Annotated in this window: 23 protein-coding genes; 6 read left to right on the forward strand and 17 right to left on the reverse strand. The window is 70.7% G+C overall.

Annotated features, from left to right (window positions below):
- Window positions 1-144 precede the first annotated feature (144 nt).
- From DEJ12_RS00430 to DEJ12_RS00440, 3 genes are all read left to right on the forward strand, one after another.
- Window positions 145-1,668 (forward strand): putative Ig domain-containing protein, encoded by a 1,524-nt coding sequence (locus DEJ12_RS00430; RefSeq protein WP_181433078.1) that lies wholly within the window; start codon window positions 145-147, stop codon window positions 1,666-1,668.
- 187 nt (window positions 1,669-1,855) lie between these two features.
- On the forward strand, window positions 1,856-2,653 hold the full coding sequence (locus tag DEJ12_RS00435; protein WP_111028666.1) for an L-threonylcarbamoyladenylate synthase: 798 nt from the start codon (window positions 1,856-1,858) through the stop codon (window positions 2,651-2,653).
- A 20-nt stretch (window positions 2,654-2,673) separates the two neighbouring features.
- Entirely contained in the window at window positions 2,674-3,174 is a 501-nt protein-coding gene (locus tag DEJ12_RS00440) for a hypothetical protein (protein WP_241660384.1), read from the forward strand.
- Between the two features lie 51 nt (window positions 3,175-3,225).
- On the opposite strand, the gene DEJ12_RS00445 is transcribed toward DEJ12_RS00440, so the two are convergent.
- From DEJ12_RS00445 to DEJ12_RS00470, 6 genes are all read right to left on the reverse strand, one after another.
- Window positions 3,226-3,645 (reverse strand): RidA family protein, encoded by a 420-nt coding sequence (locus DEJ12_RS00445; protein ID WP_111028667.1) that lies wholly within the window; start codon window positions 3,643-3,645, stop codon window positions 3,226-3,228.
- A gap of 42 nt (window positions 3,646-3,687) precedes the next feature.
- Entirely contained in the window at window positions 3,688-4,362 is a 675-nt protein-coding gene (locus DEJ12_RS00450) for a hypothetical protein (RefSeq protein ID WP_111028668.1), read from the reverse strand.
- Window positions 4,359-4,553: a hypothetical protein gene (locus tag DEJ12_RS00455; RefSeq protein ID WP_111028669.1), complete on the reverse strand. Its 195-nt coding sequence runs from the start codon at window positions 4,551-4,553 to the stop codon at window positions 4,359-4,361. Before DEJ12_RS00455 ends, DEJ12_RS00450 begins: the two co-directional genes overlap by 4 nt.
- Before the next feature lie 207 nt (window positions 4,554-4,760).
- On the reverse strand, window positions 4,761-5,060 hold the full coding sequence (locus DEJ12_RS00460; protein ID WP_181433077.1) for a Dabb family protein: 300 nt from the start codon (window positions 5,058-5,060) through the stop codon (window positions 4,761-4,763).
- 49 nt (window positions 5,061-5,109) lie between these two features.
- Window positions 5,110-5,997 (reverse strand): SDR family oxidoreductase, encoded by an 888-nt coding sequence (locus DEJ12_RS00465; RefSeq protein WP_110858568.1) that lies wholly within the window; start codon window positions 5,995-5,997, stop codon window positions 5,110-5,112.
- 144 nt (window positions 5,998-6,141) lie between these two features.
- Entirely contained in the window at window positions 6,142-6,873 is a 732-nt protein-coding gene (locus DEJ12_RS00470; RefSeq protein WP_111028671.1) for a trypsin-like serine protease, read from the reverse strand.
- A 188-nt stretch (window positions 6,874-7,061) separates the two neighbouring features.
- On the opposite strand from DEJ12_RS00470, the gene DEJ12_RS00475 reads away from it, so the two are divergent.
- Entirely contained in the window at window positions 7,062-7,775 is a 714-nt protein-coding gene (locus DEJ12_RS00475; RefSeq protein ID WP_111028672.1) for a GAF and ANTAR domain-containing protein, read from the forward strand.
- Here the strand turns inward: DEJ12_RS00475 and DEJ12_RS00480 are convergent.
- Complete coding sequence (locus tag DEJ12_RS00480) at window positions 7,772-8,776, reverse strand: diacylglycerol kinase family protein (RefSeq protein ID WP_111028673.1); 1,005 nt, start codon at window positions 8,774-8,776, stop codon at window positions 7,772-7,774. The two genes, DEJ12_RS00475 and DEJ12_RS00480, sit on opposite strands and share 4 nt — an antisense overlap.
- Window positions 8,777-8,786: 10 nt before the next feature.
- A complete protein-coding gene (locus DEJ12_RS00485) occupies window positions 8,787-9,938 on the reverse strand; it encodes an acyl-CoA desaturase (protein ID WP_111028674.1) in 1,152 nt (383 codons plus the stop codon).
- 166 nt (window positions 9,939-10,104) lie between these two features.
- On the opposite strand from DEJ12_RS00485, the gene DEJ12_RS00490 reads away from it, so the two are divergent.
- Window positions 10,105-10,842, forward strand: a complete 738-nt coding sequence (locus tag DEJ12_RS00490) for a GAF and ANTAR domain-containing protein (protein WP_111028675.1) — start codon at window positions 10,105-10,107, stop codon at window positions 10,840-10,842.
- A gap of 33 nt (window positions 10,843-10,875) precedes the next feature.
- On the opposite strand, the gene DEJ12_RS00495 is transcribed toward DEJ12_RS00490, so the two are convergent.
- From DEJ12_RS00495 to DEJ12_RS00510, 4 genes are all read right to left on the reverse strand, one after another.
- On the reverse strand, window positions 10,876-13,677 hold the full coding sequence (locus DEJ12_RS00495; protein ID WP_111028676.1) for a hypothetical protein: 2,802 nt from the start codon (window positions 13,675-13,677) through the stop codon (window positions 10,876-10,878).
- A 206-nt stretch (window positions 13,678-13,883) separates the two neighbouring features.
- Window positions 13,884-15,098, reverse strand: coding sequence for an ice-binding family protein (locus DEJ12_RS00500; protein WP_181433076.1), 1,215 nt, complete (start codon window positions 15,096-15,098; stop codon window positions 13,884-13,886).
- Window positions 15,099-15,474: 376 nt separating this feature from the next.
- Window positions 15,475-17,607, reverse strand: a complete 2,133-nt coding sequence (locus tag DEJ12_RS00505; RefSeq protein WP_111028678.1) for an Ig-like domain repeat protein — start codon at window positions 17,605-17,607, stop codon at window positions 15,475-15,477.
- A 138-nt stretch (window positions 17,608-17,745) separates the two neighbouring features.
- Entirely contained in the window at window positions 17,746-19,032 is a 1,287-nt protein-coding gene (locus DEJ12_RS00510; protein WP_220034795.1) for a HupE/UreJ family protein, read from the reverse strand.
- Between the two features lie 122 nt (window positions 19,033-19,154).
- On the opposite strand from DEJ12_RS00510, the gene DEJ12_RS00515 reads away from it, so the two are divergent.
- Window positions 19,155-19,877 (forward strand): hypothetical protein, encoded by a 723-nt coding sequence (locus DEJ12_RS00515; protein ID WP_111028679.1) that lies wholly within the window; start codon window positions 19,155-19,157, stop codon window positions 19,875-19,877.
- A gap of 15 nt (window positions 19,878-19,892) precedes the next feature.
- Here DEJ12_RS00515 and DEJ12_RS00520 read toward each other — a convergent pair whose 3' ends face one another.
- The 5 genes from DEJ12_RS00520 to DEJ12_RS00540 form a co-directional block, all read right to left on the reverse strand.
- On the reverse strand, window positions 19,893-20,816 hold the full coding sequence (locus DEJ12_RS00520) for an ROK family protein (RefSeq protein WP_111028680.1): 924 nt from the start codon (window positions 20,814-20,816) through the stop codon (window positions 19,893-19,895).
- Window positions 20,813-22,498 carry an ABC transporter ATP-binding protein gene (locus DEJ12_RS00525; RefSeq protein WP_111028681.1) on the reverse strand — a complete coding sequence of 562 codons (1,686 nt, stop codon included), beginning with the start codon at window positions 22,496-22,498 and terminating at the stop codon, window positions 20,813-20,815. Before DEJ12_RS00525 ends, DEJ12_RS00520 begins: the two co-directional genes overlap by 4 nt.
- Window positions 22,498-23,391, reverse strand: a complete 894-nt coding sequence (locus DEJ12_RS00530) for an ABC transporter permease (protein WP_111024068.1) — start codon at window positions 23,389-23,391, stop codon at window positions 22,498-22,500. Before DEJ12_RS00530 ends, DEJ12_RS00525 begins: the two co-directional genes overlap by 1 nt.
- Window positions 23,388-24,347 carry an ABC transporter permease gene (locus DEJ12_RS00535; protein ID WP_027467218.1) on the reverse strand — a complete coding sequence of 320 codons (960 nt, stop codon included), beginning with the start codon at window positions 24,345-24,347 and terminating at the stop codon, window positions 23,388-23,390. Before DEJ12_RS00535 ends, DEJ12_RS00530 begins: the two co-directional genes overlap by 4 nt.
- 88 nt (window positions 24,348-24,435) lie before the next feature.
- Entirely contained in the window at window positions 24,436-26,229 is a 1,794-nt protein-coding gene (locus tag DEJ12_RS00540; RefSeq protein WP_111028682.1) for a peptide ABC transporter substrate-binding protein, read from the reverse strand.
- Window positions 26,230-26,452: the final 223 nt, after the last annotated feature.

A 26,452-nucleotide genomic window follows, 5' to 3' on the forward strand; every position in this document is an offset into this window, starting at 1 on the left:
GCGATGCCGCTCCCCCACTTCGCGGGTGATGCCCGCCCTCGGGCTCAAGGACGCCTCACAGGTTGGCTACGATCCGAGGGCGCCGGCTTCCGGCGATCGCACTCGTCCGGCCGTTGTCGGACGGCACACCCGAGGGGACAACCCGTGCCACACAGCACCGCAACACTCCGACGCGCATGCGCGATCGGCGCGACGATCGCCGTCATCGGCCTGAGCACCGGCTTCGGGGCGCTGTCTGCCTCGGCGGCAGAACTGCCGGACGCAGCACCGGCGAGCGCGTCGGCAAGTTCGACCGCGGCCCCCACCGAGGACACCGCGCCCGGAACCGGCACGGACCCCGACACCGGCACCGGCGCCGGCGCCGATGAGGAGACCGCAGCAGCGTCGCCCGACGCGACGACTCCTGTCGCCCCGGTTCCGGATGCCGCCGAGGACACGGAGGTGCCCGCGGACGAGACCACCGCGCCCAGCAGCGCTCCGGCCGCCCCGGCGACGTCTGCTCCCGCCGTCGCCGACCCCACCGCGACCATCGCCGGGGATGCGACCGTGGGCAGCACCCTCACCGCGACGGGGACGGGCTTCACCGGCACGCTCTCCTACGTGTGGACGGGTGACGGCACCACGCTCCCCGTCACGACCGAGTCCTACCTCGTCCTCCCTTCGGACGCCGGCAAGGTCATCGCCGTCACGATCACGGGCGATGACGACCAGACAGCAACGGCGTCGACCGCTGCGGTGACACAGGCCGCCTCGTTCCCCGAGGCGACCACCGAAGACGAGCCGGTCATGCTGTCCACGACGGCCGGGGAACGGTTCACCCACACGTTCGCCGCGGACGGGTTCCCGAAGCCGACGTACTCGGTGGAGTACTTCTCGCTCGACGACCCGTACGCCGACGAAACCGATCAAGACGAATCTGGTTACCTTCCCTACGGGCTGTCGCTCGACCACTCCACCGGGGTGCTGTCCGGCACCTCTGACTACTCGGGCACGTACGCCTTCCGCATCGTCGCGACCAGCGGCACGACGACCGCATCGCAGTACGTGAACCTCACGACGGACGCCTCGACACCGCTCGGCGTGCGGGTGACGGCCGAGGACAAGGACACGTTCCTCACCGCTCATTCCACGAGCTGGGTCATCGAACGCGACGGCACCGTCTGGACCTTCCAGAACGAGACCACGCCCGAGCCCGACGGCGGTTACAGCACCTTGGGCGTGGGCTTCGAGGGTGGGCAGCCGACCATCGACCAGGGCGGCACGCTCCTGGTCGGCGGGAGCCTCGTCGACCGTTTCGGCAACGAGGTCGACGGCGCCGACGGCTACCCGGCACCGTTCACGGTGACGTCCGACCACACCTCAGACGTCATCGTCCCGAACACCGACCCGTGGGCAGGTGCCGAAGTGACGTTCCCGCACGCGTCGACCCACGCCCTGACCGTGGCGTCGAGCAGCTTCGCGACGGCGTTCACGGTGGACGTCCGTCCGACCGCTTCGACGGTGGCGACCCCTGTCGCTCCGACGAGCGCGGTCTCCGCCGCCGTCCCGACCGGCCAGCTGGCCTACACCGGGAGCGACGCGATGCACCTGCTGCCGTGGGCTGCGGGACTCGCGCTGACCGGCGTCGGCGTGATCGCGCTGCAGGCCCGTCGTCGGAAGCGATCCTGACCCACCACCGATGAACGACCGAGGGGCCCAGCGCGTGCTGGGCCCCTCGGCCGTTCACTGCGAGCCCGCCTGAACCCTTCGGAGAAGGCCCACAGGTCGGGTCCTTCGCCCTTGTCCGGCTCGGACACCGTCCATAGGCTCCCGCTGTCAGACGATCGTCTGATTCCAGAACGGGACGAGGACGGGCATGAACGACGACACGCAGGTCAGCATGAACCGGGTGCACTGGGACGGTGGCGTGCCGCGCAGTGCGGTGGACGCCCTGCTGCACGACGGTGGGCTGGCGGTGGTCCCGACCAAGGTCGGCTACATCCTGATGACCTCGGACCGCGCGGGTCTGGAGCGCAAGTTCGACGCGAAGGAACGCAACCGCAACAAGCCGGGCGTCGTGCTCGTGAGCTCGCTCGAGATGCTCCGGAGCATCGCGCAGCTCACCCCCGAGATCGACGCCCTGTACCAGCGGTGCTGGGACGAGGACATCCTGCTCGGGTGCATCCTGCCCTGGAGTGACGAGGGCCGAGCGGCGTTGCCGGCGGACGGCCCCGACGAACTCATGATGGACACCCGCGGGACGTCCTGCTTCGTCATCAAGTTCGGCGTCCCCGGTGAGCTCGCCGCCCGCGAACTCTGGACCGAGCACGGCAAGTTCGCCTTCGCGAGCTCGGCCAACCCGTCGGGCACCGGCAACCGTGGCGTGGTCGACGGCATCGGCGAGCGCATCGCCGAGCGCGCCGACGTGATCGTCGAGGCGGACGACTACGTCGCGTCCATCCAGCCGGAGCAGAGTGCCGAGACCCGCTACGAGCAGGGCGTCATGGTGTCGATGGTCGACAGCGCCGGAGCCCTGATCCCGCTGCAGGACGGACGCCGATCGGTCGTCCCCGCACCGACGCTGATCCGCAAGGGGCTCGACGTCGACCGGATCATGGGGCTGCTCGCGGACACGTTCACGAGCTGGGACTACCGGCAGGGTGAGTACTACTGAGCCCGCACGAGAGGACTTCCGTGGGCCGGAGCCGCCTGTCGCGTGAGGACGCCTCGAGCCGCATCACCGCGTTCGTGTACGGCAACATCGTGATCCTCGGCACGATCGCACCCATGCTCCCGGACACCGCCGAGAGCGGTCGGGGGCTCTGGTACGTCCTCGCCACCGCGTTCTCGACCTTCCTCGCACACACCTTCGCCGAATCGGTCGGACGACGTGCGCGGAGCGACCACCGCCTCACCGGGGAGACCGTCCGCGCCGAGCTGCGAGATTCGCTGCCCATCCTCACCTCCGGTCTCCTGCCGGCTGCCGTCCTCGCATACGCCTGGCTGACCGGCACATCCGGGCTCGCGGCCGAGATCATCGCGATCGCGTACCTCGTGGTCCGGCTCGCGCTCCTCGGGCCCGTCGTGGCCAGACTCCGCGGGGAGAACCCGTCCCCGCGGACGTTCGTGGCCGGCCTCGTCCTCGCGCTCGTCGGTGTCGGCATCGCCCTGGTCAAAGCAGGTCCGGGCTTCTGAGGCGAGCGTGCGCGAGGCGCGCGAGCGCGGGAACCTCGACACCTCGCGTCGTCACGTGGGCTGACCGTCGGCGACGGCCGCGACGGCTTCGATCTCGACCAGCTGGTCGTCGTAGCCGAGCACCGTGACCCCGAGCAGGGTGCTCGGCACGTCGTGCGTCCCGAAGGCATCGCGCACCACCTGCCATGCGGTGACGAGGTCGGCCTGCCGCGAGGACGCCACGAGCACCCGGGTGCTCACGACGTCCTCGATGGACGCACCTGCGGCACGCAGCGCCTCCTGCATCGTCTCGATGCACCGGGCAGCCTGGCCCGCGTAGTCGCCGACCGCGACGGTGGACCCGTCCGCGGCGAGCGGGCAGGCCCCGGCGAGGAACACGAGCCGCGTCCCGGCCGGCACGGTGGACGCGTACGCGTACTGCGCCGCGTCGCTCAGGACGTCGGACCGGATGAGACGGACAGCGCTGGCCATACCGGTCATCCTGCCAGCAGCGACGTTCGACCCTCGGCGGCGTCAGGCGCAGTACTCGTACGGCAACATCGCGACCGACCCCACCCAGATAGCACCCACGGTGGTGCCGTCCGTCCCCAGCTGGAACGTCATGTAGCGCCCGTCGGCCTGCACGCTCCACATCGAGTACGGCCCCTGGTCCTCACCGTAGGTGCCGGTGTACTGCAGGTCCGGGTACGCGGAGCGCACCTCGGTCAGGGGCGCTCCGATGCCGATCCCGGCGTCGGTCTCGGGCGAGTTCGTCGTCACCGGGTCCGACCCCACCCCACCGATGGTCACTCCGGCGACCTTGCCGTCGCGGGGGATGACGATGAGCCCGGGGGCGTCGGATCGCTCCCAGAACGTCGTCTCCGGGCTGGCCGGGCACGCATCCGTACTCCGGGTGTAGGCGGCTGCCAGGTCGTCGATCTCGCCCTGCACCGGACCACCGAGGGCGATCGGTCCGACCTCCTCGGTCGAGATGGTCCACGTCGCGGGGTCCGACAGGCTGAAGGCCGTGTCCGTCGCGGTCGGGGTCGCAGTTGGGGTCGCAGTGTCGGGGTCAGCCGGCGCCTCCGGGGTCGCAGTCGCAGTCACGGTCCGGGTCGGCGTCGCAGCCGGTGAGCCGGAACAGGCGGTCAGCGCCATCGCTGCGATGAGCCCGAGGGTCACCCCCGCGGTCCGGGCGGTGCCGTTCACGCGGCCCCCGCCGCACTGCGCCGCTGCCTGTCAGGCGGGAGCTGGGGGCCGGGTTGCTGCACGGTCCTCCAGCTGCCGATCCGCGGGTCGAGCCGGACGGCGTCACCGCACTCGTCGCAGTGCGCCGTTCCCGCCTCGCCGAGCAGGATCTTCGCGCCGTCGTGGACGAACGGGTTCGGGTTGCCGGGCATCGTCTGTTTCCCTCCGTCGGCGGATGTCGAAGGGTCCCCGCCCGCAGGCGGGGACCCGACCGGCGCGCGCTCCGGAGAGCCACAGCGCCAGCCGATGACCCCCGCGCCGTTGCGATGGCCGATCCACCGTACGTCGAGCCTCCACGAGGAACGGAACCCCTCGTCCCCCATCGCAACCAGAGCGTTACACAGCTTCCGGCGCAGCGATCAGGCGGCGTCCTCGACGTCGAACACGACGACCCGCGCACTCGCCGCACCGATGAACTCGGCCACCGGCCGGTGCTCCGGGTGCGGCAGGTACCCGGAGAGCGCTGCCCGATCGCGGAACCGGACGACGAGCATCCAGTGGAACCCGCCCTCCAACCCCTCGGTGCTCACGCTCGTGCCGGCCTGCACCGACTCGACCCCCTCGACCCGTGGCAGGTGGTCGCGCGACAAGGCCGTGGCCTCGGACGACCGGTCCTCCCCGTCCCACTCGACCAGCACGGTGTGCGTCACTCCGGACACGTGGTCCCCTTCCTCGAACGCAAGAACGCCAAAAGCCCAGAACGGCAGATCAGAACGCCGGCGTCCCGCCCGCGATCGTGATCGTCGACCCGGACTGGTAGCTCGACTCCGGGCTGACCAGGTGCACGTAGGCGGCACCGAGCTCGGCGGGCTGACCGGGACGGCCGAACGGCGAGCTCTCACCGAAGTGCGACACCGTCTCGGCGTCGTCGGAACCCGGCTGCAGCGGCGTCCACACCGGCCCCGGTGCGACGGAGTTCACACGGATGCCCTTCGGCGCGAGCTGCTGCGCGACGGCCTCGGTGAAGAGCTTGATCGCGCCCTTCGACACGGCGTAGTCGATCTTGTCCGGCGAGGGCGTGGACGCCTGGATCGAGCCGGTCGTCACGATGGTCGACCCGGGCTCGAGGTGCGGCACGGCGGCCTTGGTCAGCCAGAACAGCGAGTAGATGTTGGTCTTGAAGGTGGAGTCGAACATCGAGGTGTCGAGCGTGAGGATGTCCTCGTTGCTCTCCATGCGCCCCGCGACCATGACCAGGGTGTCGAGGCCGCCGAACTCGTCTACGCCCTTCTGCACCAGGTCCGTGCAGTACTGCTCGTCGGAGATGTCGCCGGGGAACAGCACGGCGCGACGACCCTCGGACTCGAGCAGGTCTCGGACCTGTTCCGCGTCCTCCTGCTCGTCCGGCAGGTACGAGAGCACCAGGTCCGCACCTTCGCGCGACAGGGCGATGGCGGCGGCACGGCCGATGCCGGAATCGGCACCGGTGACGATGCCGCGGTACCCCTTCAGCCGTCCGAGCCCGACGTAGCTCTCCTCGCCGTGGTCGGGCTTCGGGTCCATCTTCCACGCGGCGCCCGGCAGCGACTGCTCCTGCTTCGGGTACGGCGGTGCCGGGTAGAGGGTGTTCGGATCGCGCTTCTCGTACTGGCTCATGGCCCCACTGTCGTCGCGGCGCCCGCACGGGCGCTCAGCTGGTGGGTGACGGACGCCGAACAGGCGAGCAACGCCCTGGAGACGGGTGGGACGGACTGGAGGCGCGGTGCCAGCTGGCACCGCGCCTCCAGTCCGTCAGGTGGTTCAGACGCCGGCCGTGGTCCGGATCCAGGACGAGGCCTGCGACAGCAGGGCGTAGTTCGAGCCGGCCTTGGTGTTCGCGCCGGGGTCGGCGCTGTCGCCGGTGGAGCAGACGGCGACGACCTTGCCGTTGACGAGCAGCGGGCCGCCCGAGTCGCCGTGGTTCGATGCGCCGGTCACGCCGGTGAGGTGCTGGGCACGACCGTTGAAGGCGTCGGTGCTCGCGCCGGTGAGCGAGACGGTGGCCTGGTACAGGCCGTCGGACTGGGTCGCGTTCGCACGCAGGCCGTAGCCCTGGATGGTGCCGGTGCCGCTCGACTTGGCCGTCGCGGTGAGGTCGAGGGGTGCGTAGGTGGAGAGCGAGTAGGCGGTCCGCAGGTGCACGAGCGCGATGTCACCCGCCGGCGAGGCGCTGACGCGGTCGACGGCGACGGCCGTGCCGCGGTTGACGGTGGAGTTCGAGTGGTACACGTTCATCGCGCCGATGCCGTCGATGCAGTGCCGGGCGGTGAGGATCCACGAGGCGTTGAGCTGCTCGCCGGTGCAGTTGCTGACGTAGCCGGAGGGGATGGAGCCGCCGGAGGCTTCGAGCTGCACCGCCCACGAGGTGGTGGGGGCTTTCTCGCCGCCGACGACCTTCGTGCTGACGGGCAGCGCGGACGCGGGCGAAGCGGCGAACACGCCGGCGGTGATGACGGCGACCGCGGCGAACGCGGCTGCGATGGACTTCTTCATGACGACTCCTCTGTCGGTGAAGCACCTGCCAGTTGCTCTGTGCAACTGATGCGTCATCCTGTCCCCCTGTCCAGGGGTCGCACCAGTCCGCACTTCGACGGACGCGGCTGCTTGCGGACCCGAACGCCGTGATCCGGTACGCGAACTGGCTGAGCCGTGCGCCATCGGTCTGGTCGTAGCGTCGAAGCATGACGACCAGTGACGCGATCAACCTGCCGGATCGGTTGAATCCGGCCCTGGACCCTGACCTCGAGGTGCTCGACGCCATGGACCGGGTCATCGCGGCGTGCGTGGAGGGGACCTCGGCGACGGAGGCGGGGGTCGTGCTCGCGGACCGGTCCGGTGCGTTGCAGGTCATCGCCTCGACGAGCGAGCGCAGCAGTGAGGCCGAGGAAGCGCAGCTCGGGACGAACGAGGGCTCGTGTCTCGACTGCTACCGGACCGGCGAGACGATCGACGTGCCCGACGTGTCGACGCACGAGTCGGAGTGGCCGACGTTCGCGGCGACGATGCGCGAACGCGGGCTGCACGGCACGTTCGCCGAGCCGATCCGTCTGCGGGACCGGACCATCGGTTCGCTGTGCGTCTTCGCCGACCACACCCGCGGGCACAGTGACCAGGACGTCGTGCTGATGCAGCTGCTCGCCGACGCGGCTTCAGCTGCCCTGGTCCGACAGCGCGACCGCGGGGTGTCGACCACGATCGAGGAACAGGTCGAGGACGCGCTCGAGGCCCGGGAACTCCTCGAACAGGCCAAGGGTGCACTCGCGTACCGACGGGGCATCCGGATGGACGAGGCGTTCCAGATCCTGCGACGTGCTGCTGCCGGTGCGGGCCGCGGGATCCGGGCCATGGCGGAGGACGTCGTGCACCGGGGCGCCGACCTCGGCAGCACCGGCTAGGCCCGTCGGGTCCGCGGCCCGTCCGGCTCCGTCCGCAGCACCAGGCCGTGGTGGTCGGTGGTGAGCGTCACCGCGACCACCTCGCCGAACGCGTCGCCGTCGAGCTGCACACGCTCCGGGGTGTCGACGGTCAGCCGGAGCGTCCTCGCCCGGGTGTACCGGAGCGCGCGCGAGGTCGGCAGCACCCGCGCCAGGAGTCGCCCGAACCGGGTGCGCGCGAAGAAGCGGTTGAGCGTCAGGGCGTAGCCGACCTTGGTCCACCCGAACCAGCCGGCGGGCCGGAACGCCACGGCGTCGAGGATGCCGTCGTCCGGTCGGGCCGCGGGGAGCAGCAGGATGCCCGCGGTCAGGGTGCCGCAGTTCCCGACGATGATCGTGTGGGCGCTCATGCTGCGGAGTGGGCCGTCGTCGATCCCGTAGTGCACCGGGATCTGCCGGTTGCCGATCACGGACCGGGCGATGGGATCCGAGTAGGCGACCCATCCGAACCGCTTCTTCACCCACGCGTTCGTGTCCGCGGCCATGCTCGCATCGAGCCCGATGCCGGTCATCACCAGGAACGCGTGCGACGTCGTGGTGCCCGCCGGGTCGGTCAGGTCGGCCAGCCCGACGTCGATCGGGCGGTCCGTCCCGCTGAAGCCCGCTCGGACCGAGCGCACCAGGTCGCCGAGGGGCAGACCGAGGTTCCGCGCGAACAGGTTGCCGGTGCCGCTGGGGAGGAGCGCCACCGGGATCCCGGTGCCGCGGAGTTCCGCGGCGACGACCCGGAGCGTGCCGTCACCACCGGCGACGAGGACGACGCTCGGGTGGGCGTCGCGCGCGGCCCGGGCAGCAGCACGCCCGTCGTCTTGAGCGCTCGTCTCGAACCAGAGCGACTCGTCCCATCCGTGTGCGCGCTCCTCGGCGCCGAGCACCGCTCGGAGGCGGGCCTGGTCGATCTTGGTCGGGTTCACGACCACCGCCGCTCGGAGCTGCTGCGGTTCGTTCGGGAGGTTCGGCACGGGGCGGCGGTCAGTGGATCCGGAGCTCGGACAGCATCGGGCAGACGAAGGGGTCGCGGGCGCCGAGGCCGACGCGGTTGAGGTACCGGACGACGATCCCGTACGAGCGCAGCAGCGTCGTCTCGGTGTACGGCACGTCGAGGGTGTCGCAGTGGTCACGGACGAGCAGGCGGGCCTGCTTCAGCGCCGGACGCGGCATCGACGGGAACAGGTGGTGCTCGACCTGGTAGTTCAGGCCGCCCATCAGGAACGACACCCACCAGCCGCCACGGATGTTGCGCGAGGTGCGCACCTGGCGGGAGAAGAAGTCGACCTTCGCGTCGTGGGCGATCGTCGGCATGCCCTTGTGGTTCGGGGCGAACGAAGCGCCCATCATCACGCCGAACACGGCCAGCTGCACCCCGAGGAACGCACACGCCATCCCGAACGGCAGGAACCAGAACACCACCGTCAGGTAGATCGCAAAACGGGCAACGAGCAGGACGCCCTCGAGGACCCGCCCCCGGACGTCACTGCGCCCACCCGTCCCGCGGAGCACCGACATGACGGCAGCCCGGTGCAGGTTGATGCCCTCGAGCGTGAGCAACGGGAAGAACAACCAGCCCTGGTACTGCACGAACACCCGGAGCGGCCCGTTCTTGACGGCGGCGGCGTCCTCGGGCAGGAACCGGATCACGTCCGGCGCGATGTCCGGGTCCTTGCCGACGGTGTTCGGGTTGCCGTGGTGACGCGTGTGCTTGTTCATCCACCACGAGTAGCTGAGGCCCACCAGGAACGTCCCGACCCAGCGGCCAGCACGGTCGTTCCACTTCTGGGACGCGAACACCTGACGGTGCGCGGCCTCGTGCGACAGGAACGCGAACTGCGTGAACAGCACACCCAGCGCCCCGGCCACGATCAGCTGGAACCACGAGTCACCCAGGAACGCGAACGCGACCCAGCAGGCGGCCGTCGCCACGACGAGCGCGGAGAACAGCGCCCAGTAGAACCCCCGACGGCGCTCGAGCAGCCCCGCTTCCTTCACCTGCGCCAGCAGTGCGGAGTACGACGAGGTGCCGCCGGTCCGCGGCCCGGCCGGGGAGCCGGTCTTCCGGTAGCCGCCGGTGAGGGGTTTCGAGCTGGTCTCCCGCTGCGGGCTGGTACCGGCGTGCTGCGTGGTCATGGATTCCCTGGTCGTCATCGGAATGGAGGATCGTTCCGGCGGCCGGGGTCTGGGGCTGCTGGTCCAACGCTAGAGCCGCCGCGCTCCTCGGTGCAAGCCACAGGTCCGCGTGTCCGCTGCTCGGCTACGGTTGTCCAGCCTGCTCGACGGAAGGACCGTTCCCCACATGACCGAGGTACGCGAAGCACGACTGGTCGAGACGTTCGTGACCCTCACCGACAGCCTGATGGCGGACTACGACGTGGTCGACGTCCTGCAGACGCTGGTCGACCGGGCCGTCGAGCTGTTCGACGCCGCCGCGGGTGCCATCCACCTGCTCGACAAGCACGACGAGCTGCGGGTCGTCGCCTCGACGAGCGAGCGCAGCAGCTTCATCGGTCTGCTCCAGCTCAACGCCGGCGAGGGGCCCTGCATCACCGCCGTGACCACCGGCCGGCTGGTGACCTCGGAGAACGCCGACGACCTGCGGCAGCACTGGCCGCGGTTCGCCGAGGCCTCCAGGGCGCGCGGGTACGCGGGCGTCCACGCCATCCCGCTCCGGCTGCGGGACACCACCGTCGGGTCGCTGAACCTGTTCCGCGAGACCGAGGGGGCGCTGAACGGAGCCGATGCCCGAGCCGCGCAGGCCCTCGCCGACGTCGCGACGATCAGCCTGTTGCAGCAACGGACCCTCGAGCACGCGACCCTCACCGCGGAGCAGCTCCAGCGTGCGCTCGACAGCCGGGTCACCATCGAGCAGGCCAAGGGGTACCTCGCCCGTGCGGCGGGGGTCGACGTCGAGCAGGCGTTCGGCATGATCCGTCGCTACGCCCGCGCCCACGGGCGCTCGCTGAGCCAGGTCGCCGCCGCCGTGGCGCGCGACGACGTCCCGCTCGCCGACCTGATCGGGGCCGGAGCGTCCTGAGGGTTCGCTCGGGACGCTCCGGACCGCGCACGACTACTTCGTCGTCGTGAAGGTGCCCCGGGCCCGCTGGTCCGAGCCGTAGCCACGGGCGTGCACCACGTGCGTGCCCGGCGCCAGCGCCGCCACGGCCTTCGTGATCTTCAGGCGGACCTTGCCGTCGGCGTTGGCGGTCGTGCGGGTGGCCCGACCGCCGTCGATGCTGACGGTGACCGACTCCCCGGCACGGAACCCCGTCGCCGAGATCGCGACCTTGGCACCCTTCCGGCTGCTCGTCGGCGTCACGGCGATGGCCGTGCTGGTCGCCTGTGCCTCGGCACACGCGTCACCCGGGGTCCCGACCGCCGGAGCGGACGCGGTCGGCCGTCCGTTCACGCTGCGCACGCCGTCGTCCTCGCGGATGCGCATCGTGCCGACCGAGTCACCGATCACCGATCCGCCTTGGGTGTTGCTGAGGGTCATCGCGTAGTCCGACGTCCGCGAGAACGACGGCGTGCGGTCACCGTTCACCGAGACCGCGACCGTGCGGCAGACCTCGCCGGGCTGGAACGTGACGGGCTGCACCGCCGGGCGGATGCGCCCGTCGTACGCCTGGTCGAGGTCGAAGGACACCGTCGTGGCCTGCTCGGCCGGTCGGGAGAGCACGACCGCTGCCCGGACCACCGTGCGGGTGCGGCCCTCGTCGACGAACCGGTCCGCGATGCGTGCGGCGGGACGCTTCGTGACCACCGGGGTGCCGAGGGTCGCGGCGGGCACGAGCGACAGGTCGCTCAGCAGGACCCCGCTGTTCTTCTGCGGGACGTCGATGGTCACCTCGCGCACCGACGTCAGGTCGATGCCGGTGAACGTGTCGAGGGGGATGCGCGCCTGCTGCAGGATCGTCTTGCGCGGGGCCATCCGGGTACCGGGGAGCAGCTGTCCGGCACGGCTGGTGTCGGACAGGCGTCGGGTCGCCACGGCACCGGTCGCATCGCGGAGGGTGATCGAGACGTTCGCGTTCGTCGTCGCGGTGTCGTCCGGGGTGAGGCGGAGCGACAGCGCCTGGAACCCCGTGAAGTCACCGGCCGCCGGAGCCACCGGGACGTGCACCTGGCCGCCGGTCGCCGCCTTGGTGGGCGAGACGTGCAGGGCGGGGGTGGCCGGCACCGAGGACGCCAGGTACGCCGGGGTGTAGTCCGGAGCGTTGGACGAGATCGAGACGCACGCCGGCAGGATCTGCTTCGCGGGCAGGTTGTCGGTGCTCGCGCAGGTCTTCGCCGTCAGGGCCCCGGTCGTGGTGATCGCCGGGTTCGCGGTGTCGAACAGGGCGAGGTCACGCCGGCTCGCGCCGGGCTGGGAGGCGCTCACCCGGATGTCGGCCGTGCCCAGGGCTGCGGGCTGGCGGTTGGTGCCGTCGAACATCGGCAGGAACTGCTGCTCACCGTCGAGCGTCAGGCGGAAGAAGCCACTGATCAGGCTCGTGCCGACGGCGTACTGCTGGTCGGACGACAGCCGCGTGGTGTGCTTCGCCTTCGCCCCGCAGACCGCGTCGGACTCGTCGTACCAGTCGTCCGACGACGCCTTCGCGTACTTGCCGGGCGTCCACGTCGTGTTGAAGAAGTTGTGGTTCGCACCCATCACCAGCACCGAGGAGCGCAGCACGTCGTCCCCGAAGGCGGTGCGGGAGTCGTCGTAGAAGTGCTGTCCCTGCAGGTCGGACACGTCGCCGTCGCAGTACGGCAGGACGACCGCCGTGTTCGTGTCCGGCAGGGTCATGCGCCCGAAGTCGGTCGGCGCCAGGGGCAGGACGGCACGGATGCCGAAGGGGTTCGTGCGCTGCGTGTTGAGCAGGGCCGCGCGGACCACGCCGTCACCGCCGCGCGAGTGGCCCATGAGGCCGACGTCCTGCAGGTCGAGCTTGCCGGTGAGCAGCGGCGAGAGCCGGGGCTCCTGTCCGGCGTCCGCCCGCTGCAGCAGGCTGAGGTGGTCGAGGACGAGCTGCCCGCGGGCCACCGCTCCGCCGTCGTCCGAGTAGCTGCCGTCGAGGGCGTTGATCGCGTTCGCGGAGATCGACACGACGACGTTGCCGTGGCTCGCCAGCGCGGTCGCCGCTGCGTTGTAGCCGAGGTAGCTCGGGATGTCGGTCTGTCCCTTCCCGCACGGCCACGCCTTCGGGTTGTACGTGCCGCCGGAGCACGCCTCGTGGCGGCCGTGCAGGAACACCACGACCGGGCGCTTGCCCGGGGCGTCCTTCGGCACGAAGACGGCGGCACGCATCTCGCCCTTGCGCCCGAAGCCCTTGATCGTCTCGGCTTCGTTGCCCAGGTCGTAGTCGGCCCGGGTGACCGCGTACTGGCCTGCGGACGCCGGGTCGTCGGTCAGGGGTGCCGGGGCTTCGCTCGGCGCGACCGTCTGCGGCGCGGTGGCGGCCTGCCGGTTGCCCTGCAGGTCGGTCTCGCCCGTCCACCCGAGTTCGACGCTGCGGGCATCGGCGACCGCGGGGTCGGTCGTGGTGACCGTCAGCTGACGCTGGTCGAGGCTCGTCTGCGCGACGCCGATGTCGGCACCGTCCACGAGCAGGACGGGGGCCGCCGCACGGAGCGGCAGCGGGTCGGCGAGGGTCAGGACGACGGTGTACCCGCCGTCGGTCGGCGTGACCGTCCAGTCGTCACCCTGCGCGACGGGCGTGCCCGGGGTCGTGATCGTGGTCGTCCCCGTCGCGGCGGTGGACCCGCCGCCCGGCGCGGCCGTGGCCGGCAACGCCGCGATCGTGCCGGAGACGGCGAGCGCCCCGGCGATGAGTGTCGAACACGCGATCTGCAGCGCGATGGTGGAACGGCGTCTCGGCGAACGGTTCACGTCGGATCTCCCCTGGTGCGACGGGCATGCGCCACCGCACGCTCCGTCGCCAACAGTAGGGAGCGCGCTGCTCGCCGCGGATCGTCCTGGAGGATGACGTGGCGGCTCAGTCCCTGAGGGTCCTCACGGGTGCGACCACCGGGTGCCCGACGGCACGCAGACGGCCCCGCGACCAGGGTCGCGGGGCCGTCGATCGTGCGGGTGGATCAGATGCGGCCGACGGTACGGCGACGACGACGCAGCAGGACCATGAGCGTGGCACCCGCGGCGAGCAGTGCCGCGGCGATGCTCAGCGGGACGGTCGGGTCCGAGCCGGTGAACGCGAGCTCACCGGTGGGCTGGTCGGTTCCGCCGCCACCGCCGCCGCCGGCGCCTGCGGGGCCGCTCGGGGTGGCGGTGGGCACCACTGCGGGTGCCGTCGGGGTGGGTGTCGCGGTGGGCACCGGTGCCGGGGCGCGGACCGTGATGGTGACCGTCTGGGTGTCGTCCGGGCTGGTGCCGTTCGACGCCGTGATCGTCACGGTCGAGGTACCCGGGGTGGTCGGGGTACCGGAGATGACGCCGGTGGTGCTGTCGATCGTCAGGCCGTCGGGCAGGCCCGTGGCGGTGAAGGTCGGGTTCGGGGTACCGGTCGCGGTGACGGTGGACGAGTAGGGGACGTCCACGGTGCCGTCGGACGGGGTGCCCGAGGTGATGGTCGGCGACTCGGACGGCGTGCCCGGTGCGGGGCAGCCGTTGGAGGCCGTGATCGTGTTCGTGTCGAGGGTCACGGCGCCGGTGCGGGCCAGCAGGCGGCCCTGCACGGTCGCGCCGGTGGTGGCGGTCACGGACTGCTGCGCCAGGACGGTGCCCTGGAACTGGGCGCCGGTGCCGACGGTGGCGGAGCTGCCGACCTGCCAGAACACGTTGCACGAGCTGGCGCCGCCGGTGATCACGATCTGGCTGGCGGACCCGATGGTCAGGGTCGACGCGGCCTGGAACACCCACACGGAGTTCGCGCTGCCGGCCAGGGTCAGCGCACCGTTGTTCGCCAGGGCGAGGGCGCCGCCGGAGTACACGCCGGGTGAGAGCGAGAGTCCGTTCAGCTCGGTCAGACCGGTCTGGGTCGGGGAGAGCGACGCGGCGACGTTGTACGCGGTGGTGGTGTCGCGCTGGGCCTGTGCGGCCGCGGCGTCGGTCTGGTGCGTGGTGCCGTTGACGACGCCGTTCGGTGCACCGCCGAAGCCGGTGATGGACGTGCCCGGCGACAACCCGAGGTCGCCGTTGATCACGGAGGGGCCGGTGTTCGTGACCGCGCTCGCGCCGAGGACGCCGTAGGTCGATGCGGTTCCGAGGTTGACCGGACCGTCGATGACCGTGGCGGCGGATGCTCCGCCACCGGTCCCGAGGGTGATCAGCGCGGCGATGGCAGCCGCCGACACGACCAGGAGGGAACTGCGTCTGAGATGGCGAGCCTGCACGGTCCGACCGCTTCCTGCAAGGAGAGGCGGGGTGACGTCGGCGACGAGCGCGCATTCTCGGTGGCTCGAAGTATGCGCTTCTCCACAGTGATTACCTAGGAATGTCTGAACATTCGCCCAAAGCCTGGCAGTTGGCCTGGCTGCCTAGGCGATCCCGGCCTGTGAGCGCATGCTCACCACAGGTTGACCGGCCGCTCTCACCAGCGGACGGGTAGGGAGTTCGGGTCTCCCGTCAGCCGGTGCGGCGCCGGTCCCGGGTAGGACCGGTCGCCCACCCCCGGACACACGGCGAAGGGCCCCGCGATCGGGATCGCGGGGCCCTTGCTGGTGCCGGGTGCTACTTGATGACGACCTTGATGGTCGGGCTGGTGCTCGTGCTGAGCTCCGAGGTCCCGGCGAAGACGGCGTGCAGGTTGTGCGTGCCCTTCTTCAGCGGGAGCTTCGACGTGACCACGCCGTTCTCCACCGTGACGGTGGCGAGGCGCTTCGAGCCCTGGTAGATCCGGGCGGTGCCGTCGACGCTGAAGCCGGTGGCCTTCACCTGGACGGTCGCCTTGCCGCCGCTGTACTTGATGGCGGTGCGGGACGGGGCCTTCTCGACGGTGACCGTCATGGCCTTCGCCGTCTTCGAGTTCGTTCCCGAGTACACCGGGTCCGCGTTGACGAACGAGGCCGTGACCGCGTGCTTGCCGATGGCGAGCGTCTTCGGCAGCGTCATGCTCGCCGCGCCGTCCTTGACCGGGGCCGTGCCGAGGACCTTGCTGCCGTCCTTGAACGTCACGGTGCCCTGCTGGGTACCGATGCCACCGGCGATGGTCGCGGTGACCGTGGCCGGCTTGGCGGTGCCGTAGGTCTGCTCGGCGGCCGACGCGGTGAGCGTGGTGGTCGTCGTCGGCAGCGTGGCGTGCAGGTTGAACTTGTCGACCGTCGAACCGATCGCAGCCGGGTCGGCCGTGGCCGTCGGCTGGAGGGTCACACCGCAGCTGTCCACCTTGCCGTGCTGCACCGCCGAGTTGAGCGTGGTGCAGTCGCTGGCGCGGATGTTCTCGACGGCGAGCTTGTCGTCGGTGACCGAGACCTTCACGAAGGTGCGGACGTGCTCCTGGTTCTCGACCGAGTTGGCGAAGTGACGCTCACCCTTGGGGTCGAGCGGGTCCGCGCCGTAGCCCTGGGTGGCGTCCGGGGTGGTGAGGTCGTAGTACTTCGAGCCGGAGGCCGAGTTCGCCGTCATGTAGATGACGCCGCCGGGGCCGGAGAAGACCTCGGGAGCAGCGGGCTGCTCGTTGACGTTGGCCTTCTTGCCGTTCTTGATCGCGTAGCTGCGCGAGTAGGAGTGGTCGTGGCCCTGCAGGACGAGGTCGACACCCATGTCCGAGAACGAACGCGTGAAGTCGAACCGACGCTGCTGGTTGTCACGGTCGTTCGCGTGGTCGGCCGGCGAGTAGATCGAGTGGTGGTAGACCAGCGTCGTCCACTTCGCGTCGTCGCCGTAGCGGTTGATGACGTCGCGCACGTAGTTCACGTGGGCAGCGTCCGAACCGGCCGCGTAGGCGTTCGAGTTGATGTCGATGAACAGGACGCCCTTGTACATGTACCAGTAGTCGCCACCCGAGTTCGCGGTCGTGTTGCCGCCCGGGTAGAAGTCCGGCACCTTGAGGGAGTTCGGCACCTGGTTGTGCTGCTCGTAGGCCTTGCCGCCCACGTCGTGGTTGCCGATGGTCGAGGCCCACGGGTAACGCTTCAGCACGTCGCTGCTGTCCGCGAACGCGCCCCACTCGTACTCGTTGTTGGCGTGCTCGACCTGGTCGCCACCGGAGACCAGGAGCTCGGCGTCCGGCTCGGTCGACGTGGCGTACTTGAGCGTGTCCGCCCAGCCGGCGCCGTCGTCGTCGGTGAAGCCGGACGAACCGATCTGCGGGTCACCGAAGAACAGGAAGTCGAAGTCGCCGGAGAAGCTCTTCGTGGTGAAGGTGTACGACGCGGACCAGGCCGAGCCGTCCGCCGCACCGACGTGGTACGTGTACGACGTGTTCGGCTCGAGGGCCGAGATCGTCGCGTGCGCGTTGATGTAGCCCGACTCGGCGGCGATGCCCGGGATGCTCTTGGTGTTCGAGTCGGTCGCGCTCGAGTCGGCTGCGGTGTTCGCGGCCTCCGAGGCGGCGACCGTCTGCTTGGCGTCCGTGAAGACGCCGTCCGTCATGGACGCGGTCTTCTGGATCTCGAGCGACTGCGCGACGTTCGTGGGGAAGTACCACGAGGCGATGCGCTGGCTCTCGGTCGCGCCGACGCCGAGCAGGATGTGGATCGGGCCACCGGTCGAGATGTTGGTGGTGGGGGTGTTCGTCGCAGCGGTGGCGGCGTTCGTGCCGACCATCGAGGCACCGGCGATGAGCGCGGCCCCGAGGACGGCTCCGCAGACGCGGAGGGTGGTGGTTCTGCGCCGGGTAGTGGCGCCGGACAGGAGACTCATGTTGGTCCGTTTCTCAGACGTGGGATGGTGCAGCACGGAAGACTCTGCATGCACTGCAAAACGTCTTGGTAAACGCTGAGTGACGGTTCGTCGCTGTTCAGGAACGAACGCGAGGTGCCAGCAGGTCCGTGGTGAGCGTCAGCCCGCCGCGAGCCGCTCGACGAACCAGATCATCCCCATCACGAACACGCCGGCGGTCACGGCACCCGTCACCCAGAGCGACACCCGGTGTGCCTTCCGCCGCAGCAGCGAGAGCGGCGGGAAGACGATGACGATGATCGCGAGCTGCACGGCCTCGATGCCGACGTTGAAGATGAGGAGCGAGACCAGCAGCTGCCACGAGAACGCCTCGTGGATACCGAGGGCCCCGGCGAACCCGAGCCCGTGGATGAGCCCGAAGGCGAAGACGACGGCCAGGCGGGTCCACCCGGCGCGGTCGAGCGAGAAGTGTCCGTGCTCACCGACCACCAGTTCGTCAGCCCGCGATCGACGACGCCAGAGCCGCCACAGGTACCAGCCGGCGACCGCGGCGATCGACAGGGCGATGAGCGGCTCGACGACGATCGCGGGCGGGCTGACCACACCGAGCGCGGCGAGGATGAACGTGATCGAGTGGGCGATCGTGAACGCGGACGCCGTGTAGACGACCTCGCGCAGGCGACGCGACCCGGCGATGAGCGCCACGAGGAACAGGATGTGGTCGATCCCGGTGAGCAGGTGCTCGGCGCCGAGCCGGAAGAACTCCCAGAAGCGCTCACCCGCCGACTGCTCGGTCGAGAACGTGCGCTGCGAGGCGTCGAGGGTGGCCGAACCCGTCCGGTCGTCGACGTCGTAGGTGACGATCGTCTTGGTGTCGCGCACGAAGGTCTCGTCGTCGGGGAAGAGCTCCGACGACACCACGTGCCCGGACTGCGTCTCCGACGGTTCCGGACAGGCGAAGTCCGCGGTCACGTGGGCGTACGGCACCTCGTCCTGCAGGTCGACGGTGACCGTGTCGTCGAGCGTGCCGGTGCAGGCCTGCCCGCCGGCTCCGGTCACCCGGAACCGGTCGAACACGTACTTCCCGATCGCGTCGGTGTGCGCCTCGGCAGCCGTCACCATCCTCGGGAAGTCCCCGTCGTCCCACGCCCGCTGCCCCTGCTCGTGCAGCGCGTCGTCGTGCTCGCTCGTGGCCACCGAGACGAGCATCAGGTCGTACTCGAGCCCGAGCTTCGCCTGCACCACCGTCGGCTTCGTGGACGTGACGTCGGCGTAGACCACCGAGCTGAAGCCGTGCGCCGACGCCGGTGCGGCTCCCCCGAGCACGCCGATCACGACCACCCCGAGCAGCACGAGCGCGGCGACGACCCGTGCGACGAGCGCGAACAGGGGGAGGGAGCGGGCAGGGCGGGCGCGCAGGAGCGCGGCGGTGGTTCCGGAGGGCACGCGCAGACGATCCGGCCCGCAGACGACCGGCAGGTGAACAACCGGTGACCAGCAACGGGACGGCGGTCGGACAGGTCCCCGGACCGGCCCGGAGCGGCCGTCGAGCGTGCTTGCATGGTGCCGTGATCCGCCCCGCCACCCGGACGACCTCCCTGTTGACCGCCGTCGCCCTCGCCGCGGCCGGCACCGCGCTGCTGGCCGGCTGCTCCGGGACGTCGGACGGCGCCACCGGCGGGACCGGCACCGGCCCGACGGCGACCGCGTCGGCGCACGCCTCGGCCGGGGTCCTGGGCACCGGGTTCTCCGACCCCGACCAGCCGCCGGCACCCGAGGCCACCATCCACCCCGAGCCCGGTTCGTGGTCCGGGGTGCACGCCCCCGCCGGCTACGACGTCGTGCTGCTCTCCGACGCGGGTGACGCCGCCGACGCTCCGACCCGGACCCTGCTCGACGCCGTCGAGTCGTGGGCCGCGGACGAGGACGTCACCGTCAACCCGGTCTCGGCGAAGGGCCCCGACGACCGGATCGCCGCGGTCCTGCGCGCCGTCGACGCCGAGCCCGACCTGGTCATCACCGTCGGCAACCACATGGTCGACCCGCTCGCGGCCGTCTCGCCGACCGCGCTCCACCAGCAGTTCCTGGTCGTCGGTGCCGAGATCGCGGAGCCGACGTCGAACGTCACGGCGGCGGACTGGACGGGCGGCGGGTTCCGCGGCGAGGGCCTCGGGCCGTCGAGCCACTACGACCCGGAGACCTTCACCGAGGACCGCGCGGCCCGCGGCCTGCGCGCCGGCCTCGCCGCCGTGCTCCACGACCTGCGCGGCATCGTCGTCTGGGTGCCCTGACCGGGCGCTCCCCCGCTACGCGGTCTCCGGCTCCAGCACGCGCGCCCGCACCTGCGCCGCTGCGCCGAGTGCCACGGCGTCGGACCCGAGCGTCGACTGCGCGAGCCGGATCGTCGCCCCGCTGACCGGCGGTTCCGCGGCGATCGCCGCCGAGATGGCCGGTTCGAGCAGGTCCCAGGACCGAGCGATCCCGCCGCCGATCAGGACGGTGGTGACGTCGAGGATCCCCGCGGTCAGCAGTGCGGCACGCGCCAGGCCCCACCCCGCGGTGGCGAAGACGGCGGCCGCGTCGGCGTCCCCGCCGCGTGCGGCGACGGCGACGTCCCGTGCCGAGAGCATCCGCCCGGAGCGTTCGGCGTAGCGGTCGGCGATGCCGCGCGCGCCCGCGATGGTCTCCAGGTGCCCGGCCTGCCCGCAGGTGCACCGGGCGTCGCCGAAGCCGGGGACGTGGCCGATCTCGCCGGCGGCTCCGCGCGGGCCGGCGAAGAGCCGTCCGTCGAGCACGAGCGCGCCGCCGACACCGGTGCCGAGGGTCATGCCGAGCACGTCGGACTCCCCCACGACCGCACCGGTGGCGATCTCGCCGAGCAGGAACGCGTTCACGTCGTTGTCCAGGGTCGCGGGGACGCCGAGGGCGTCCGTCACCGCCCGGGTCACGCCGTACCCGGCCCACCCGGTGAACGAGTTGCCGGTGACCAGGACGGTCCCCGTGGTCCGGTCGACGACGCCGGCCGCGCCCACCCCGACACCCGCCAAGGAGGCCCGGTGCGTCTCGAGCAGACCCGTCACGGCCCCGAGTGCGGCCGTCACGATCGCCGCCCCGCCCGCGTGGGCGGGCGTCGGCAGGTCGAGGCGGTCGATGACCTCGAGGTCGGGCGTGGTCAGGACGACCTTCGTGTTCGTGCCGCCGACGTCGACCCCGGCCAGGACCCGGGTCACGCGGTCACCGCCGCGAGCGAGGCGAGGCGCTCCGTCCGACGCTGCCGTTGCAGCACGGGGTCGGGCACCGGCACCGCGGCGAGCAGACGCCGGGTGTAGTCGGTGGTGGGGTGCAGCAGCGTCGTGCCGGTCGTGCCCTGCTCCTCGACGACGCCCTGGCGCATCACGACGACGCGCTCGGCGAAGTGCTGCACGACGGCCAGGTCGTGCGAGACGAACAGGCACGCGAACCCCAGGTCGTCCTGCAGCTCGCCGAGGACCTCGAGCACGGTCTCCTGCACGCTGACGTCGAGCGCCGAGGTGGGTTCGTCGGCGACGAGCAACCGCGGTTCGAGCACCAGCGCCCGGGCGAGCGAGACCCGCTGGCGCTGCCCGCCGGAGAGCTCGCGGGGGGCACGGGACGCCAGGGTCCGCGGCAGCCGCACCGCGTCGAGCACCTCGTCGATGCGACGACGACGATCGGCCGAGGACATCCCGCCACGGTGCACGGCGAGGGGCTCAGCGATGCACTCGGCCACCGACATCCGGGCGTCGAGGGACGCCACCGGGTCCTGCAGCACGACGCCGATGCCGGAGCGGAGAGCACGACGGTCACGCCCCTTCGCGGTCCGCAGGTCCTGCCCGAACAGCGACACCGTGCCGGACGTCGGCTTGATGAGCCCGAGCGCCACCCGGGCCGCAGTCGACTTGCCGGAGCCGGACTCGCCGACCAGGCCGACGGTCTCACCGGCGTGCACCGCGATGTCGATGCCCGCGAGCGCGTGGACGGCGCGCGCCCCGCGCCCGAACGTCACCGAGACGTCCCGCAGGTCGACCACCGGGGCCGCACCGGGCCTCCCGGCCGGCTCGGTCTCCGCGTCGGTGGCGGGAGCCGGCGGACGATCGCCCGCCACGTCGAGCCGCGGCACCGCGGCGAGCAGCCGCTTGGTGTACTCGTGCTCGGGGCGGAGGAGGACGTCCTCGACCCCGCCGGTCTCGACGATCTCGCCCTGGAGCATGACCGCGACCCGGTCGGCGAAGTCCGCGACGACCCCCATGTTGTGCGTGACGAGCAGCACGCCGGTACCGGTCTCGACGGCGAGCGCGCGGAGGAGCTCGAGGATCTCGGCCTGCACGGTCACGTCGAGGGCCGTGGTCGGCTCGTCCGCGATGAGCAGCTTCGGCGCGTTCGCGATCGCCATCGCGATGACCACGCGCTGGCGCTGCCCACCCGACAGCTGGAACGGGAACGACCGGGTGCGCGACTCGGGGTCGGGGATGCCGACGCGGCGCAGCAGGTCGACGGCCTCGGCCGCGGCGGCGGACGCGGAGACGTCACGGTGGTTCCGGATCACCTCGGCGATCTGGGCACCGACGCGGGTGAGCGGGTCGAGGGCGGTCGCGGGCTCCTGGAAGACCATCGAGACGGTCGAGCCGCGCAGGGCCCGGAGCGCGGGTTCGGGGGCGCCGACGACCTCGTGTCCGGCGACGACGGCACTGCCCGAGGCCGTCGCGTTGCCGGAGAGCAGGCCCATCGCGGCGAGGGCGACGGTGGACTTGCCGGAGCCGGACTCGCCGACCAGGGCGAGGGTCTCGCCGGGGACGACCGACAGGGACACCCCCCGCACGGCGTCGACGGTGCCCGACTCGGTGCTGAAGGAGACGCCGAGGTCGGTCGTCCGCAGGATCGGTTCGTTGGTCATCAGCGGCCCCGCACGTCGAAGGCGTCCCGCAGTCCGTCGCCCACCGCGTTGAACGCGCAGACGACCAGGATCACGGCCAGACCCGGCGGTACGATGAGCCACCAGCGTCCGGAGTAGGCGGCGGTGAGTCCCGCCGAGAGCATGCCGCCCCAGTCCGTCGCGGGCGGCTGCACGCCGAGCCCGAGGTACGAGACGTAGGCGACCAGCAGGATCGCGTCGGCGACCTGGAACGTCGCCGCGACGACGATCGTCGACACCGAGTTCGGCAGCAGGTGCTTGCCGATGGCGCGGGCGTGCGAGCCGCCGATCGCGCGCAGGGTCAGGACGTAGTCGCGGTTCTTGAGCGTCAGGGTCTCGGCGCGGATCAGGCGGGACGGGACGAGCCACGACACCAGGCCGAGGATGACGATGAGGCCGCCGACGCCCGGGTTCGTGATCGCCGAGATGACGAGCAGGATGAACAGGGCCGGGATCGCGATGCCGGCGTCGACGACGCGCATCATCAGGGCGTCGACCCAGCCGCCGACGTACCCGGCGACGGAACCCCACAGGGTGCCGACGACGGTGGCCAGGACCCCGGCGGCGATGCCCACCATCAGGGAGACCTTGCCGCCGTACATCAGGCGGCCGAGGACGTCGTGGCCGACGGCGTCGGTGCCGAGCCAGTGCGCGGCGCTCGGGCCCTGGTTGGCCTGCTCGAGCAGCGTGTGGGTCTGGTCGGTCGGGTACACGAACGGGCCGACGAAGCAGAACAGCACGATGACGACGATCAGGGCGAGGCCGATGACGGCGAGGGTGTTGCTCCGGAACCGGCGGGCGGCGAGCCGGAACCCGGTGGCCGCGACGGTGACGGGGGCGCCCGGGGCTTCGGGGGCCATCTGGACGGCGGTCATGCGCGGCTCGCCTTCACTCTGGGATCGATCAAGGACTGTGCGACGTCGGCGAGCAGGGTGCCGATGACGGTCGCGATGGAGATGACGAGCACGCAGCCGAGCAGCGTCGGGTAGTCGGACGACTGCGCGGCGTTCCAGAACAGCAGCCCCATGCCGGGGTAGTTGAACAGCTGCTCGGTCACCAGCGCGCCACCGAACAGCACCGGCAGGTAGTACCCGAGCATCGCGACGACGGGAGTCAGCGAGTTCCGGAACACGTGCCGCCGCAGGATCGTCGCGGTCGAGGCGCCGCCGGCACGGGCGGTGCGGACGTAGTCCTCCTGCAGGTTCTCGAGCGTCGAGGCGCGCATGTACCGACTGAACACCGCGATCATCGCGAGGGCTCCGGTCACCACGGGCAGCACGAGTCCGGCGGGGTCCTGGAACACCTCGGCCAGGGTGGTGCCGCTCGGCGCCTGGGACGGCAGCCACGGCAGCTGCTGGCTGAAGACGATGATCAGGACGAGGCCCAGGAAGAACGCGGGCGTCGAGTAGAAGACGAAGGCCAGGGCGGTGGCGGCGTAGTCGACCGCACCGTTGCGGCGGGCCGCCTGGAGCATCCCGACCGGGATCGCGACGACGAGTCCGAGCACCGCGGAGATGCCGGTGAGCACGAGGGTCTTCGGCAGGCGCTCGGCGATGAGCTGCGAGACCGGCTCGTTGAGGGTGTACGAGGTGCCGAGATCGCCGGTGAGCAGGCGACCGAGGAACCGCAGGTACTGCACGGGCAGCGGCTGGTCGAGCCCCTGCGCCTGGTTGAACTGGGCGATCTGCGTGGGGGTCGCGGAGACGCCGAGCACGCCGCGGGCGGGGCCGCCGGGCAGCGCGTGCAGCAGGCAGAACACCACGACGGTGACGATGAGGATCACCGCGAGCGCCTGCAGGACGCGCCTGGTGAGGTAGAGAGCTGTGGTCATGCGGCTTCCGATGGTCGGATTGGAGACGTGAGCCGGGGAGGAGGCGCGGTGCGCGTCGGTCGCGCACCGCGCCTCCAGGGTCGGTTTCCTACTTGGTCCACTTCCACTGGGCCGGGTGGAAGTTGGCGAGCGAGTCCTGGTCGAAGCCGGACAGGCCCTTCTTGACGACCGAGATCTGGTAGTCGGGGCTCGGCAGCCAGATCACCGGCAGGTCCTTCGCGACCGCTGCGCTGTAGTCCTGCACGGCGGTGGCGTCGGTCGAGGTGGTGGTCGCGTCGATGAGGGAGTCGACCTCCTTGTTCGAGTAGCTGCCGAAGTTCGCCGAACCGCCGGTCTGGAACAGCGACTCACCGGTCGGGTAGGCCGGGAAGTACCAGCTGCCCGCGGTGCCGAAGAACGACAGGTCCCAGTCGCAGCTGGCCTCGTCCGAGGTGCAGGTCGGGGTCTGCGACAGCACGCTCGACACCGGCGCGGTCTTGATGGTGAAGTCGATGCCGGTCTTCGCGAGCGAGGACTGGATCGCGCTCATCATGTTGTCGGTCACGGTCGAACCGGACTGCGACAGCACCTGCATCGAGAACTTCGTGCCCTCCTTGACGCCCTCGCCGCACTGGCTGGCGGACGTGCCCGGGTCGGTGCAGACCATCGTGCCGCCCTGCTCCTCCCAGCCGTGGCTGGTCAGCAGGTCCTTGGCCTTCGAGGTGCTGAACGGGTACGGGTTCGACTTCTGCACGTCGGAGACGTAGTCGGACTCCTGTGCCTGCGGGATCGGACCGTAGGTCGAGGTGGCGGTGCCGTTGAAGACGACCTTCGACAGCGACGTCTGGTCGATCGACATCTGGACGGCCTGACGGGCGTACAGCTGCTTGAAGACGGCGCCCATGTCGGGGTTGTTGAAGTTGTACGGCATGTACGTGATGGCCCAGCCGGTCCACGGCTCGACCTCGTAGCCCTTCCCGGTGAAGGACGCCTTCTGGTCCATGTCGGTGGCGTTGATGTAGCCGTAGTCGACCTCGCCCGAGCGGACGGCGTTCACCTCGGCGTCGGCCGTGGTGAAGGGGAGCAGGTTCACCGTCGTGATCGACGGCTTCTCGCCACCGTCGTACTTCTTGTTCGCCGTCAGGGTGACCTTGCCGGCCGTGGTGAAGGTCTTGACCCCGTACGGGCCGGAGATGGTCTTCCACAGGTCGTCGGTGGCGTAGTCGGAGATCTTGCCGGCGGCGGTGTTGAGGTACTTCCACACCTGCTTCGCACCGGCGGTGGTCTCGTCGGCGTCGGTCACCTTCGCGGTCGCGCTGGTCTTGTCCCAGGCGTGCTGGGGCAGCGGGATGATGTGGCTCAGCTGGTTGGCGAGCATCCAGTCCGAGTTGTAGGCCTTGTCGAACGTGATGGTGAAGTGCGTGTCGTCGACGGCCTTGAACGACGTCCAGTTGTCCGGCGCCTTGCCCTTGGAGTACGAGCCCCACTGGTCCTTGTTCGCCTTGATCAGGTTGAACCAGAACCCGACGTCGCGGCTCGTGATCGCCTCGCCGTCCGACCAGTGCCGGTCGCCGAGCGTCATGGTGACGCTCTTGCCGTCGTCGGCGAACTTCGCGTCGGTGGCGACGGAGCCGGCCTTGTTCCACGCGATCTTGCCGGTGGAGCCGTCGTAGGCGACGAGCGGCTCGTACAGCGACTGGGCGATGGAGCCGTTGTTCGTGTTGAGGTGCGCGGCGGTGCCGATCGGCAGGATCCAGTTCGGCGTGAAGTTGGCGGGGAGCGCGTAGTCGATCTCGTCGGTCGATCCCTGCGAGGCGTTGCCGCCTCCGGAACAGCCGGCGAGCAGCGCGCTCACGGCGATCGCAGCTCCGGTGAGGAGCGCCCAGCGACGGGGCTTGGACATGCGGTGTCTCCTTGTGCGAGGGACTTCGGGGAGGTGGAGCACTGGTGCCGAGCGGCACGAGGACAGTCAAGGACCAAAGCGATTGGAAAAACAAACATCTCGATGTAAAAACTGCGTTACTGCGGAACGGACGAAAGGGTGGACCGCTCGATCCGCCCCGTAGGCTCGCGGCAGAACGGACCATCGACCGGTGTTCCGTTCCCGTTCCGCCCGGATTGGAGAA

Source organism: Curtobacterium sp. MCLR17_059 (assembly GCF_003234665.1).
GTDB lineage: Bacteria > Actinomycetota > Actinomycetes > Actinomycetales > Microbacteriaceae > Curtobacterium > Curtobacterium flaccumfaciens.

Excerpts from the sequence above, each read along its gene's own strand:
- DEJ12_RS00435 (WP_111028666.1), top strand. The coding sequence starts at position 1,856 with ATGAACGACGACACGCAGGTCAGCATGAACCGGGTGCACTGGGACGGT.
- DEJ12_RS00445 (WP_111028667.1), bottom strand. The coding sequence starts at position 3,645 with ATGGCCAGCGCTGTCCGTCTCATCCGGTCCGACGTCCTGAGCGACGCG.
- DEJ12_RS00455 (WP_111028669.1), bottom strand. The coding sequence starts at position 4,553 with ATGCCCGGCAACCCGAACCCGTTCGTCCACGACGGCGCGAAGATCCTG.
- DEJ12_RS00465 (WP_110858568.1), bottom strand. The coding sequence starts at position 5,997 with ATGAGCCAGTACGAGAAGCGCGATCCGAACACCCTCTACCCGGCACCG.
- DEJ12_RS00470 (WP_111028671.1), bottom strand. The coding sequence starts at position 6,873 with ATGAAGAAGTCCATCGCAGCCGCGTTCGCCGCGGTCGCCGTCATCACC.
- DEJ12_RS00475 (WP_111028672.1), top strand. The coding sequence starts at position 7,062 with ATGACGACCAGTGACGCGATCAACCTGCCGGATCGGTTGAATCCGGCC.
- DEJ12_RS00485 (WP_111028674.1), bottom strand. The coding sequence starts at position 9,938 with ATGACCACGCAGCACGCCGGTACCAGCCCGCAGCGGGAGACCAGCTCG.
- DEJ12_RS00490 (WP_111028675.1), top strand. The coding sequence starts at position 10,105 with ATGACCGAGGTACGCGAAGCACGACTGGTCGAGACGTTCGTGACCCTC.
- DEJ12_RS00505 (WP_111028678.1), bottom strand. The coding sequence starts at position 17,607 with ATGAGTCTCCTGTCCGGCGCCACTACCCGGCGCAGAACCACCACCCTC.
- DEJ12_RS00525 (WP_111028681.1), bottom strand. The coding sequence starts at position 22,498 with ATGACCAACGAACCGATCCTGCGGACGACCGACCTCGGCGTCTCCTTC.
- DEJ12_RS00530 (WP_111024068.1), bottom strand. The coding sequence starts at position 23,391 with ATGACCGCCGTCCAGATGGCCCCCGAAGCCCCGGGCGCCCCCGTCACC.
- DEJ12_RS00535 (WP_027467218.1), bottom strand. The coding sequence starts at position 24,347 with ATGACCACAGCTCTCTACCTCACCAGGCGCGTCCTGCAGGCGCTCGCG.
- DEJ12_RS00540 (WP_111028682.1), bottom strand. The coding sequence starts at position 26,229 with ATGTCCAAGCCCCGTCGCTGGGCGCTCCTCACCGGAGCTGCGATCGCC.